General features: G+C 65.4%; 11 protein-coding genes and 1 riboswitch. Of the genes, 5 read left to right on the top strand and 6 right to left on the bottom strand.

Going from position 1 to position 12,541, the window contains the following annotated elements:
• Positions 1-179: 179 nt before the first annotated feature.
• The 3 genes from thiQ to thiB all read right to left on the bottom strand — a co-directional run bounded on the left by thiQ (position 180) and on the right by thiB (position 3,784).
• Positions 180-941: a thiamine ABC transporter ATP-binding protein gene (gene thiQ / locus CK222_RS06575; protein WP_095799778.1), complete on the bottom strand. Its 762-nt coding sequence runs from the start codon at positions 939-941 to the stop codon at positions 180-182.
• The gene (gene thiP / locus CK222_RS06570; protein ID WP_067319425.1) at positions 938-2,560 is read right to left on the bottom strand and encodes a thiamine/thiamine pyrophosphate ABC transporter permease; all 1,623 of its coding nucleotides are present in this window, start codon (positions 2,558-2,560) and stop codon (positions 938-940) included. The genes thiQ and thiP overlap by 4 nt, the downstream gene beginning before the upstream one ends.
• Positions 2,561-2,776: 216 nt before the next feature.
• A complete protein-coding gene (gene thiB / locus CK222_RS06560) occupies positions 2,777-3,784 on the bottom strand; it encodes a thiamine ABC transporter substrate binding subunit (RefSeq protein ID WP_067319427.1) in 1,008 nt (335 codons plus the stop codon).
• 42 nt (positions 3,785-3,826) lie between these two features.
• A riboswitch (TPP riboswitch) is annotated at positions 3,827-3,940 on the bottom strand.
• Between the two features lie 141 nt (positions 3,941-4,081).
• Here thiB and CK222_RS06555 point away from each other — a divergent pair.
• Together CK222_RS06555 and CK222_RS06550 are read left to right on the top strand one after the other, a co-directional pair.
• Positions 4,082-4,726, top strand: coding sequence for a thiamine diphosphokinase (locus CK222_RS06555; protein ID WP_095799776.1), 645 nt, complete (start codon positions 4,082-4,084; stop codon positions 4,724-4,726).
• A 1-nt stretch (position 4,727) separates the two neighbouring features.
• Positions 4,728-6,542, top strand: a complete 1,815-nt coding sequence (locus CK222_RS06550) for an ABC-F family ATP-binding cassette domain-containing protein (RefSeq protein ID WP_067319431.1) — start codon at positions 4,728-4,730, stop codon at positions 6,540-6,542.
• 16 nt (positions 6,543-6,558) lie between these two features.
• On the opposite strand, the gene CK222_RS06545 is transcribed toward CK222_RS06550, so the two are convergent.
• The gene (locus tag CK222_RS06545) at positions 6,559-7,497 is read right to left on the bottom strand and encodes a homocysteine S-methyltransferase family protein (RefSeq protein WP_095799775.1); all 939 of its coding nucleotides are present in this window, start codon (positions 7,495-7,497) and stop codon (positions 6,559-6,561) included.
• Between the two features lie 154 nt (positions 7,498-7,651).
• On the opposite strand from CK222_RS06545, the gene CK222_RS06540 reads away from it, so the two are divergent.
• Complete coding sequence (locus tag CK222_RS06540; RefSeq protein ID WP_067002201.1) at positions 7,652-7,894, top strand: type II toxin-antitoxin system CcdA family antitoxin; 243 nt, start codon at positions 7,652-7,654, stop codon at positions 7,892-7,894.
• The gene (locus tag CK222_RS06535; RefSeq protein ID WP_095799774.1) at positions 7,894-8,196 is read left to right on the top strand and encodes a CcdB family protein; all 303 of its coding nucleotides are present in this window, start codon (positions 7,894-7,896) and stop codon (positions 8,194-8,196) included. Before CK222_RS06540 ends, CK222_RS06535 begins: the two co-directional genes overlap by 1 nt.
• An 11-nt stretch (positions 8,197-8,207) precedes the next feature.
• On the opposite strand, the gene CK222_RS06530 is transcribed toward CK222_RS06535, so the two are convergent.
• Complete coding sequence (locus CK222_RS06530; protein ID WP_095799773.1) at positions 8,208-10,052, bottom strand: hypothetical protein; 1,845 nt, start codon at positions 10,050-10,052, stop codon at positions 8,208-8,210.
• A 71-nt stretch (positions 10,053-10,123) separates the two neighbouring features.
• On the bottom strand, positions 10,124-11,422 hold the full coding sequence (locus tag CK222_RS06525) for an adenylosuccinate synthase (protein ID WP_095782560.1): 1,299 nt from the start codon (positions 11,420-11,422) through the stop codon (positions 10,124-10,126).
• Positions 11,423-11,639: 217 nt separating this feature from the next.
• Between CK222_RS06525 and CK222_RS06520 the strand changes: the two genes are divergently transcribed.
• Entirely contained in the window at positions 11,640-12,530 is an 891-nt protein-coding gene (locus tag CK222_RS06520; RefSeq protein WP_067319440.1) for a DMT family transporter, read from the top strand.
• Positions 12,531-12,541 lie beyond the last annotated feature (11 nt).

Raw genomic sequence — 12,541 nt, 5'->3', positions numbered from 1 at the left:
CATACCCTCTCGATGCCGGCTGTCAGATCGGCTTCCTTTCGTAATCTTTCGGCAAATCACGGCCCACCCGGACCAGCATGGCCGGACCTAGCCACACTCCCCCGGACAAGGCAAGCAAACGCCTGATCACCCGCAACCGGTTTGGCCGTAAATTATGTCCGCTTCCGGGCAATGTGTTCTCATCCGGCAACGCTACCGCCTCGATCGCCGATATAGCGCCGGAAGGCCTCCGGTCCAGCACCGTCGAAGAAATCGGCGGCCGACCCTGTTGCCGCGACCCTGCCCTCGTCGACGAACGCGATCCGTTGGCCGATGCGGCGCGCGTCCTGCGGCTGATGCGTGACGAAAAGCACGGTCATCTGTCGCTCGGCGTGGATGCCGGCCACGAGATCGAGCATGTCTTCGCGCAGCGCCGGGCCGAGCGAGGCGAAAGGCTCGTCGAGCAGAAGCACCGGACGGTCCCGTATGAGCACCCGCGCCAGCGCGACGCGCTGCCGCTCGCCGCCGGAAAGCTCGCTCGGCAGCCGCTTTTCCTTGCCGGCGAGGCCGACACGCCCCAGCGCGTCCGCGACCGCGCGGTGGTCGTCGGCCGTGAGCTTGAGCGATGGCGAGCGGCCAAGCCCGACATTGCCCTCGACCGAAAGATGGGCGAACAGGTTGTTTTCCTGGAACACCATCGACACCGGCCGCGCCGAGGGCGGCGCATTGTCGACATCGATCCCGCCGATCAGCACCTTGCCAGCATTTGGTGATTCGAAGCCGGCCACCAGATTGAGCAGCGTCGACTTGCCTGAACCGCTCGGCCCCATGATGGCGGTGATCCTGCCGGCGGCGAATTCGACATCGAACCGGAAGGATGCCTCGCCATAGCTGAAGGATACGCCGTCCAACGTGACGGCCAGGCCCTTCGTGGCCGCGATGCCATTATTATCCCTCGTCATGCCTTTGCCTCCCGCCCCAGCCAGTCGGCGGCGACAACCAGCAGCAGGCAGACGAGGCCGAGCAGCAAGGCCAGCCCCGCGGCGTCGGCGGTCCGGTAGCTGCCCATGCGCGCGAGTAGAAGATAGGGCAAGGTCTGGACGGAATCGCTGCCGAACAGTGCGATCACGCCGAGATCGCCGAGCGACAGCGCCATGGCGAACGCAAAGCCGGTGGCCAAGGGCCGCCGCAGCGACGGCCAGTCGACCAGCCGCAGCCGGTTCCAGCCGGAAATGCCGAGCGCCAGGCAGAGTCGCTCGTGGCGCTCGCTCGCCGCATCATAGGCAGGGCGGACGGCGCGAATGGCGAAAGGCATCGCCATCACCGCATTGACCGCGACGACCATGACGGGTGCGATGGCGAACACATCGGTGATGTTGCGCAGAGCCAGGAACCAGCCGGCGCCGATCACGATCGGCGGCACGACCAGCACGAAACCGGCGCCGGTGTCGGCGGCGTGTTCGAGCAGCGACATGGCGCCGCCCGCGCGGCGCCTCAGGGCCAGTGCGCGTCGGGCGGCGATCAGCGACAGCGACAGCATCACGCAAAACAGCGCCGAGAGAAAGGAGAGCCCGGCGCTGGTGAGCGTCGCGCGGCGCACGGCGTCCTCGCCGGCCAGCCGGCCGAGATCCGCCTCCAGCCCGGCGAGCACGGTCGCCGCCATCGGTGCGGCGACGAACAGCAGCGCAAGCACGATGAGGCCGGCGTTCAACACGGCCTCGGTGGTGCTGGTCGCAAGATAGCGGCGTGGCGCTACCGGCAGATTCGCATCGCCGACCGTGTTGGCGCCGAGTCGCGTCAGCATGGCGACCACGACGAAGGTCAGCACGATCTGCAGAAACGTTAGTGTCACGGCCCGCGCGGGATCGAAATCGAAGCGCAGCGCCTGGTAGATCGCGACCTCTAGCGTCGTCGCCGCCGGCCCGCCACCCAGCGTCAGTACGATTGTGAAGGAGGTGATGCACAGCATGAAGACCAGCCCGGCGACCCCCGGCAGCACCGTGCGCAGCGCCGGCCATTCGATCAGCCGGAAGGCCGACCGAGCGTCCATACCGAGCTGGCTCGCCAGCCGCCACTGGTCGGCCGGCACGGTGCCGAGCGCCTCGAGGAACAGCCGCGTGGCCAAGGGCAGGTTGAAGAAGACATGCGCGACCAGGATGCCGGAAAGGCCGTAAATGCCCGGCCATTCCCCACCGCCGAACGTGCCGAGGATGCCGGCAAAATAACCGGCATGGCCGTAAAGCGCCAACACGCCGAGCGCGGCGACGATAGCCGGCAGCGCCAGCGGCACCGTGAACAACTGCAGGATCAGGCGACGTCCGGGAAAGTTGGTGTGCCTGGACAGGGCGCGGCCGACGAACACTGCCGGCAAGACCGAAAGCAATGTCGACAGCAGCGCCTGCCAAAGCGTGAAGCGGGCGACGCGGAGCAGATAGCTGTCGAAGGCCGCGGCAGCGCTGGACGGACCGCTTGCGCCTTCGAGGATGAGGCCGGCGAAGGCGCCGCCGATGAGCAAAGTAATGGCGACAAGGGCGATGATGCCGGCAGTGATGCGAGGGTCAGGGCGCGGCGTGGATTGCACGCTGCACCACGTTGGCTCGAGCTAGCGAACGCCGCGTTCCGTCGCGCCCCCCCCTGTCTTGCCGGACATCTCCCACTCTAGGAGGGAGATTGGCAGCTTTGCCGCTCTTCCTACACCGTCGGCGGCTAGCGAAATCACCGATGACCGCGAATTTCCCCCTTTGCGGGGGAGATGGCCGGCCGGACAGAGGGGGGTGCTCAAGCGCCATCCTGCGTCCTACTTGCTCATCGCCGCCAGCCATTCATCCACCCAGGCCTTGCGGTTGGCCGCCACCTCGTCCGGGCTGAACAGCAGGGTTTTGGTCGGCTTCACCAGCTTTTCGAAGGCCGGGTTGAGCGGCTTGTCGGTCTTGCCGGCCGGGAACATCCAGTTGGTCTCCGGGATGATGTCCTGGAACTTGGGCCCGGTCATGAAGGCTATGAATTTTTCCGCCAGCGGGTTCTTCGCGCCGGTTTTGGTGATGCCGGCGACCTCGATCTGCAGATATTCGCCCTCCTCGAAGGACGCCGCCTGATAGCGCTCGGTGTTCTCGGCCACCATGTGGTAGGCCGGCGAGGTGGTATAGGAGAGAACCATCGGCGCCTCGCCCTTGGTGAACAGACCATAGGCCTCGCTCCAGCCCGGCGTCACGGTCAGCACCTTCGGCTTCAGCTTGGCCCAGGCTTCCGGCGCCTTGTCGCCATAGACCGACTTGACCCACAGCAGCAGCCCGAGGCCCGGCGTCGAAGTGCGCGGATCCTGGATGATGATCTTGTCGGGGCCGGCGCCCTCGACCAGTTCCTTCAAGCTCTTCGGCGGCGTCTTCAGCTTTTCGGTGTCGTAGACGACGGCGAAATAGCCGTAGTCGAAAGGCACGAAAGTGTCGTCTTTCCAGCCGCCGGGCACATTCAAATCGGCCACCGCGCCATGCCGCGCGAATAGGCCGCTCGCCTTGGCATCCGCGGTCAGGTTGGTATCGAGGCCGAGCACGACATCAGCCTTGGTGCCGGCGCCCTCCAGCTTGACGCGGTTGAGCAGTGCCACGCCGTCGGCAACCGAGACGAATTCAAGATCGCAGCCGCATTCGGCCTCGAATTCCTTCCTCACCGCGGGCCCGGGACCCCAGTCGGCGGTGAAGCTTTCGTAGGTGTAGACGGTAAGCTTGTCTTTAGCCTCGGCAGGTCCGCCTGCCAAAAGCGAAACAAGGCCGACTGCAAGAACAAGGTTGGACAATAGCGAGCGCATCGGCGCCTCCTTCGTTCGCGTTAAAGGAATTGAGGCGTCGGATGGTCCGAAACGTCTAATCCCTCCGCCGGTACAAACCGGATCAGGTTCAGCGGGTTGGCTTTGTGCCTCTCAGCCGGTTCGCAAAATCAGCGTCCGGCACCCCGTTAGAGCATTTCGAGACATAGGCCCGGCCGATGCGGCGCGCAAGCGGAAGTTTCCTGGGCATCCATCAGGGTTCACCGCGGTAGCGAAGTGCGATTCCGTTTGGACGCGCCCGCTTCCGTTTCGTTGGCCGGGCTGGTAAGGGCGACGGCCATGGGCACATTCACCATCCTGCTTGGCGGCGATCTCGTCCGCACGCCTCGGCTCGATCGCCAGATCGAAGGCTCCCGCATCATCGCCGCCGATGCCGGTATCGGCCATGCCGATATGCTTGGCCTGCTGCCGGAGCTCTGGGTCGGAGATTTCGACTCGGTGCCGGCGAGCCTGCCGGAGAATCTGGCCGCCGTGCCGCGCAAGATTTTCCCGACCGAGAAGGATATGACCGACGGCGAGCTCGCCATTGCCGAGGCGCTGGCGCGCGGCGCCACCAGCCTGGTGCTGGCCGGCGCCTTCGGCGGCAAGCGCGCCGATCATGCCTTTCTGCATTTGGCTCTAAGCGTGCGGCTGGCCGAGGCGGGCACGACCGTGCTGCTGACCAGCGGCGCCCAGGAGGGCGTGCCCATCCTGCCGGGCAAAGCCGGCTTCGACTACGCCGAGGGCACGCTGTTCTCGGTGCTCGGCTTCTCCGACCTCGCCGGCCTGACGGTCTCAGGCGCCAAATGGCCGCTGGACGGTGTCGAGGTGGCGTTCGGCTCATCGCTTACCATATCAAATGAGATCAAGGGTCGGCTCGAGATCGCGCTCGAGCGTGGCCGGGCGCTGCTGCTCGCCCACCCCTATCCTCTTCCCGAAAGCTGACATGGCCCCGCCTCTTCTCAATCTGGATGGCATAAAACTGACTTTTGGCGGCACGCCGCTGCTCGACGGCGCGGCACTGAGCGCCTCCGCCGGCGAGAAGATCGCGCTTGTAGGCCGCAACGGTTCGGGCAAGTCGACGCTGCTCAAGATCGTCGCGGGGCTGATCGAACCGCAGGACGGCGAAGTATTCCGCCAGCCCTCGGCAACGGTGCGCTACCTGCCGCAAATGCCCGATATGGATGGCTTCGCCAGCGTGCGCGCCTATGTCGAAGCCGGCCTCGGGCCGGCCGACGACCCGCATCGCGCCACTTATCTGATGGAGCATCTCGGCCTGACCGGCGAGGAGCGGCCGAACGACCTTTCCGGCGGCGAGGCGCGCCGCGCAGCACTCGCCCGCGTCATGGCGCCGGAGCCCGATATCCTGCTCCTCGACGAGCCGACCAATCATCTCGACCTGTCGGTCATCGAATGGCTGGAAGAAGAGCTTGCCCGCACCTCGTCGGCCGTGATCCTGATCTCGCACGACCGCCGCTTTCTCGAGCGCGTCTCGCGCGCCACCGTCTGGCTCGACCGCGGCCAGACGCGCCGGCTGGACAAGGGGTTCGCGCACTTTGAGGAATGGCGCGACCAGGTGCTTGAAGAGGAAGAGCGCGAACAGCACAAGCTCGGCCGCCAGATCGTGCGCGAGGAGCATTGGCTGCGCTATGGCGTGACCGCCAGGCGCAAGCGCAACATGCGCCGGCTCGGCGAGCTGCAGGCCATGCGCCAGCGTTTTCGCAGCCATCGCGGCGCCGAGGGTTCGGCGACGATGGTGGCAAGCGACGCCGCTGAATCCGGCAAGCTGGTGATCGAAGCCAAGGGCATCGAGAAGAGTTTTGGCGACCTCACCGTGGTCAAGGGCTTTTCGACCCGTATTCAGCGCGGCGACCGCGTCGGCCTTGTCGGGCCGAACGGCGTCGGCAAGACGACGCTTCTCAAGATGCTGACCGGCGAGCTGCCGCCGGATGCCGGCACCGTGCGGCTCGGCGTCAATCTGGAAATCGCAACGCTCGACCAGAAGCGCGAGGCCGTCGACCCGCAGGAGACGCTGGCGAATTACCTGACCGACGGGCGCGGCGAGAACCTTGTGGTCAATGGCGAGCAGCGCCACGTCGTCTCCTATATGAAGGATTTTCTTTTCAAGCCGGAGCAGGCGCGCACGCCGGTGCGCGAGCTTTCGGGCGGCGAGCGGGCGCGACTGCTGCTGGCCCGGGTGCTGGCGCGGCCGGCGAACCTTTTGGTGCTCGACGAGCCGACCAACGACCTCGACATGGAGACGCTGGAGCTGCTGCAGGAACTGGTCGCCGGCTTTGCCGGAACGGTCGTCCTGGTCAGCCACGATCGCGATTTCCTTGACCGCACAGTCACCAGCGTGATCGCGCCCAACGGCGCCGGACGCTGGATCGAATATGCCGGCGGCTATTCCGACATGCTGGCGCAACGCGGCGGCTCGAAGCTGGAGGAGCGCAAGGCAAGGCCGAAAGCTGAAGCGAACGAAGCGACGGCCAGGGCCGAACAGACCAGCGCTAAAAGCCCGGCCAAGAAGCTCTCCTTCAAGCAGAAATTCGCGCTGGAATCCCTGCCGAAGAAGATCGAGGCGGTGAGCGCGTCCATCTCAAGGCTGGAGAACAATATCGCGGATCCGTCCTTCTATGAGCGCGATCCGGTCTCGTTCCAGAAGACCATTGCGGCGTTGGGCAAGGAGCGCACCACGCTGGCCTCACTTGAGGAAGAGTGGCTGGAGTTGGAGATGCTGCGCGAGGAGATGGAAGGCTAACCGCTATAGGCAAGCCTCAGAGGCAGGCCTCGCAGATCGCAGCGATATGGCGTCTGTCGGTGCCGCAGCAGCCGCCGAGCACGGCTATCTGGCCGAAGCGGTCGCGCATGGCGCGGTAGCGCCGGCCGAGGTCGACAGGATCGCCTGGATCGAGTTCGGTCGCCGCATCCAGCTCGGCATGGCTTTTGGCTGAGGCGTTGGCCCGCACGCCGCGAATGCGCCTGATCCAGCGTCCGTCGCCGGCAAGGACGGCGTCGAAATGGCTCGGATGTGCGCAGTTGATCATGAAATATGCCGGAGCGCCGTCCGTTTCGTCGTCAACGGTCTCGATGGCGTCTCTCAAGCTCTCCCCCGAAGGCAGGCGTCCGTCCGTCTCGACGGTAAACGAAATCACCGACGGGAGCCCCACCGCCATCGCGGCAAAGGCTATTCCGGCAGCCTCCTGCGCATAGGTCATCGTAATGGCGCTGACCATATCGGCGCTGGCATCGCGGAATGCCTTGACCTGATCGCCGTGATAGGTCTCGGCCTCGGCGGGCGACATGACTGTGTCAACGTGGTAGCCGTCGCCACGGGGCCCGACCACCCCATTGACCAGCACGGTCATGCCACGCGCAACATAGGGCGCAGCCAGCGCCCGCGCCCATGACACTGCCTGCATGTCTATGCCCGACAATGCGACTTTCGAATAGCCGAGCTTTTCGCCCCAGTCCGGATTGGCGCGCCACGTCGGAGTATCGAGCACGAAGCCGACGCCGTGTTTGTCGGCGATGTCGAGATACTGGCGGAAATAGCGGGCCAACGTCGTCCGCCCCTCCTCCTCGCCAAGAAGCGGAAAGGCGGCGAAGGAGGGCAGATCGAGGCCTTCCAGAAAAACAAGCGAGGTCTCGAGGCCGCCATCGGTCAGGAAAACGGCTTCACCCAGCTCACGAACGTCGATCTTCGCACTGGTCATCGCCGTCTCCGGTCAGACCTGCCGCTTGCGCGACTATAGCATTTGAGGGCGAATTTGCCATGCCGGTCCGGTCGCGAAGGTCGCGCTGGTCCAAGCTATCCATTGCAGCACTCGCGTGATGCGCATATTCTATACGCATGTTGCGGAGGCTATCATGCGCAAGATTGCCGCAAATGCGGTCCGCCAGCCGGCAAATCTATCGATCGATTCACAGCTCATGAAGGAAGCCAAGGGGCTCAACGTGAATGTATCTCGTGCCGCCGAAGCCGGGATCGCAGAAGCTGTGGCAGCCGAGAAAACGCGGCTGTGGAAGCTCGAAAACCGCGCCACCATGGATGCCTGGAACGAGTATGTCGACACGTACGGCGTTCCGCTCAAGGAGCATAGGCAGTTCTGATGGCGCGCTATGACGCCTTTGCCGCCAGCGGCATCGAAGGCGCCTACCTCCTCGAGGTTCAATCCGACCTGCTCGACAATTTCAAGACGCGCGTCGTCGTTCCGCTTTTGCCCCTCGCGTCGGCGCCGCCGCCAATGCGGAAGCTGCACCCGGTCTTCGAATTCAATGGACGCAAGCTGGTCATGGCCACCCATCTGATCGCTACGGTGGCTGCGACGGAACTCGGGGAAAACCGTTTCAACCTCGCGAAGCATCACGACGAGATCGTTGCAGCGCTCGACATGCTGTTTCAGGGCTTCTGAGCCGCTCGGCCTCAACCGGACGTCTTCGTCGCCCAGGCCTTCAGCGCCTCATCAAAAACCTTCTCGCCCGGAATGCCCTTTTCCATGGTGAGCAGGGCACGGCGTCCGGTCTTGTAGACCACCGGCACGTCGATCCAGGCCTGCCCCCTGAGCAGCGTCAGGTTGGCGTCCTCGTCGGCCTTGGTGTCGTTGAGGGCGACGAGGAAGAAGCCGTCGGCGATCTTGGCCGGGATGCCGATCAGCGGGCTGCCGGCGTCCTGTTCCGAGCTCTTCATGGCGATGCGCAGGATGTTGTCGACGCCGCCGCCGTCAAACCCTTCCGGCGTCAGGAAGATCATCTCGATGATGTGGCTGGCCGGCAGCGTCTGGTCGGTATTGCGCCGGATGGTCATGCGCAGCTGGATGTCCTTGCCGGGTATCGTCGCCTCGGCGCGGATCGCCGGCTCCGGCGGCAAGTCGCCGCCCGGCGATTCCTGCACCAGCGACCAGACGATGCTGCCGGGCTCGGCGGTGCCCTGCTGCGTGCTGGTGCGCTCCTCATAGAAGATCGCTTTCTGGCCGACCGGCACGGTCGCTTGGGCCGTCGCAGGCGCAGTCCCGGACGCGGGTGGCGGAGTCGTGCCAGCGGCAGGCGGAGTGGCCGCCGCGGCCGGAGGCGTGGTTCCGGCGGCCGGCGCGGGCGGATTGGCGGCGGCACCGGCGGGCGCCGACGGCGTGGTCCCGGCAGGCGGGCTCGCGGGCGGGGTTTGCGCAGCCTGCGGAGTGTCGGCGGCGGGCGGGGTCGCGGCCGGAGTTGGCGCGGCGGGCGGCGTGCCGGCGGCGGGCGCCGGCGTCATCCCAGGCGCGGCTGGCGGCGGCGTGGTCAGCGCGGCGACGGATTCGCCCTCGCCGATGGTGCTCTGGCCGCCAGCCGGACCAGGATCTACTTCCTTGCCCTCGGGCGTCAGCCGCTGGGTGAATTTCGCTGTTTCGGCCGGCTCATTGGCTGCAGCCGCGTTATTGCCCGCAGCCGGCGGCGCGGCCGCCGTCTCGGCGGTCGGCTTTGTCGGGGCGGCAGGCTTGACCAGAGGCTCGGTCGAGACGGTCTGGCTGCTGCCGCCCTTTAAGCCGAGTATGGAGCTGAACGCATCCTTGTTCAGCCAAACGCCGTACCCGCCGCCGGCCAGCACCAGCAATGCGACAACGGCAGCAATCAACCCGCCATAGCTGCGCTTGCGCGGCGCAGGCCGCAGCCGCTGGAAAGTATCGGCCGGCTGCTCGTCATTGGCAAAGACATCGCTGTCCTCGTCCGGTTCGGCGGCGTTCATCCCGGGCAGGCCGACATCGTCCTCGCGCGGCGAGGGCATGGGCGGCGGTGCCGCGGGCACCTTGTGCCAGCCGCCGGGCTCAGTCTTCGTTGCCCCTTGCCAGCTTGGTTCCGTCTTTGCTGCGCCTTGCCAGCTCGGTTCCGCCTTCACCGGCGCCGGTGCGGGCGCCGTCTTGAAGGGCTCCGGCTTGAAGGGCTCCGGCTTGGCAGGTTCGGGCTTCGCCACCGACGGCTGCCGGACGTGGCTCGGCTGGTTCTTGTTGCGGTCGATCGAGGAAAAAATATGTTCCAGCTCCGCCAGGGGATCTTCCGCTGGAGCCGGCTTGGGCGCCGGAGCAGGCTTGGCATACTCGCGCTCGACGCTGGCGACGGCATCTTCGAGCGAACGTTTCTGCTTGCTGATGACCTCGGCCGACAACGGCGGAGAATAGTTCGCGAGTTTCTTCGCCAGCATCTCACGAGCATTCTCGTAAATCCGCTTGCGCAACTCGGGCGAGGGCTCGCTGTGCTTCGCAAGCTGTTTTTTCAGAACACCAACGAAATCTGCCATGCGTCAGTCGACCTGCAATTCTTTCCCGGGCCGGCCGCAAATCAGCCGTAGCGCCTGGAAGCGCTGTGAAACTAGTCTTGAAACGGATCGGTCACAAGTATCGTGTCGTCCCGCTCCGGGCTGGTGGAAAGCAGTGCAACCGGGGCGCCGATCAGCTCCTCGATGTGGCGGACATATTTGACGGCTTGCGCCGGCAGATCGTTCCAGCTCCTGGCGCCGGCCGTCGTTCCCTTCCAGCCTTCGAGCGTCTCATAGACCGGCTCGACGCGCGACTGGGCGCCCTGGCTGGCCGGCAGATAGTCGATCAACTCGCCATCGAGGCGATAGCCGGTGCAGACCTTGATCTCGTCCAGCCCGTCGAGCACGTCGAGCTTGGTGAGCGCGATGCCCTTGATGCCGTTGACGGCCACCGCCTGGCGCACCAGCACGGCGTCGAACCAGCCGCAGCGGCGCTTGCGGCCGGTGACGACGCCGAATTCGTGGCCGCGCGTGCCGAGGAACTCGCCGACCTCATTCTTCTGCTCGGTCGGGAACGGCCCTTCGCCGACGCGCGTCGTATAGGCCTTGGTGATGCCGAGCACATAGCCGATCGCGCCGGGGCCGGTGCCGGAGCCGGCGGCCGCTTGCCCTGCCACGGTGTTGGATGAGGTGACGAAGGGATAGGTGCCGTGGTCGATATCGAGCAGCGTGCCTTGCGCGCCCTCGAACAGGATGCGCGCACCCGCGCGGCGCTTGTCGTCGAGCACCTTCCAGACGCGGTCCATGTAAGGCAGGATCTCGCCGGCCACCGAGGTCAGCTCCTGCATGATCGCCTCCTGGGTCGCTTCCGGATGGCCGAGCCCGCGGCGCAGCGCATTATGATGCGTGAGCAGCCTGTCGACCTTCAGGGGAAGCGTTTCCAAATCCGCCAGATCCATCACCCGCACCGCACGCCGGCCCACCTTGTCCTCATATGCGGGGCCGATGCCGCGGCGGGTCGTGCCAATCTTGGTTCCGGAATTCGAGGCGGCGTCTTCGCGGAACCCGTCCAGCTCCCGGTGCAGCGACAGGATAAGCGCGGTGTTTTCGGCGATTTTCAGGCGTTCGGGCGTCACCTCCACGCCCTGCTCCTTGAGCTTCTTGACTTCCGCGACGAAGGCGTGCGGATCGAAGACCACCCCGTTGCCGATGATCGACAGCTTACCCTCTCTGACCACGCCGGACGGCAAGAGCGAAAGCTTGTAGACCTTGCCGTCGACGACCAGGGTATGACCTGCATTGTGGCCGCCCTGGAAGCGCACGACCACGTCGGCGCGCTCCGACAGCCAGTCGACGATCTTGCCCTTGCCTTCGTCGCCCCACTGCGAGCCGACGACCACCACATTGGCCATGTTCTTTTCCCTTGAGATGCCGCCTTGGCGGCTTGAAACGACAGGCCTCTATAGCCTCATGTGCAGGCCGATGCGACCCCTTCTTTGTCCCCGAAACCACCCAGGGCACAACAAACCAGGCACAACAAATTCCGGCTTTCGCATCATTTACTTGGCCTCGCCATCGCAATAGGCCGGCATCCTTCTTCCGCCGCGCCTGCCGGTCCAGGATTAAGCGATGCATCGAGCCGCATATCTGTTCCTGCTCTCCACCATGCTGCTGTGGGGCGGCAATTCCGTGGCCGGCAAGCTTGCCGTCGGCCATGTGTCGCCGATGACGTTGGTTTTCCTGCGCTGGGTGCTGGCGGTGCTGATCATGCTGCCCGTCGGCTGGCGGACGTTTCGCGAGGACTGGCCTGAACTGCGCCGGCATTGGCTGCTGGTCGCCGGCCTCGGCGCCTGCGGCTTCACGGTGTTCAACGTCATCTTCTACACGGCGCTGAACTACACGACCGCCATCAATGTCTCGATCGAGCAGGCCGCCATACCGATCGTCATCATCCTCGCCAACTTCGTGCTGTTTAGGCTGCACGTGCAGCGCCTGCAGATCGTCGGCGTCGCGCTCACCATCCTCGGCGTCGCCCTGACCGCGAGCCATGGCGACCTCGGTCAGCTGCTGAAGCTCGAGCTCAATTTCGGCGACGCCATCATGCTGGTCGCGGTCCTCTGCTACAGCCTCTATTCGGTGGGGCTGCGCCTGAAGCCGGCCGTTCGCTGGCAAAGCTTCATGCTGGCTCTGTCGCTCGCCGCGCTTTTGACCTCGGTGCCGTTCTTTGTCTGGGAAGTGGCGGCGGGCCGCGTCATCGTCCCGGACGCGCGAGGATGGGCGGTCGCGTTCTACACCGCGCTCGGCGCGTCCGTCGTCTCGCAAATCTTCTACATCAAGGGCAACGAGCTGATCGGCGCCAATCGCGCCGGACTGTTCATCAATCTGGTGCCAATCTTCGGCACCCTGCTTTCGGTGCTGATCGTCGGCGAGCAGTTCCAATTCTATCAGGGTCTTGCGCTTGCGCTCGTGCTCGGAGGCATCGCGCTGGCCGAATACAGTGGCAGCAGGGCCGTTCTGTAGGGGAAATGCCC

The organism is Mesorhizobium sp. WSM3866, assembly GCF_002294795.1.
GTDB lineage: Bacteria > Pseudomonadota > Alphaproteobacteria > Rhizobiales > Rhizobiaceae > Mesorhizobium.
Note: the sequence above shows the minus strand (reverse complement) of the source record. Positions and strands in the feature narration are given on the sequence as shown.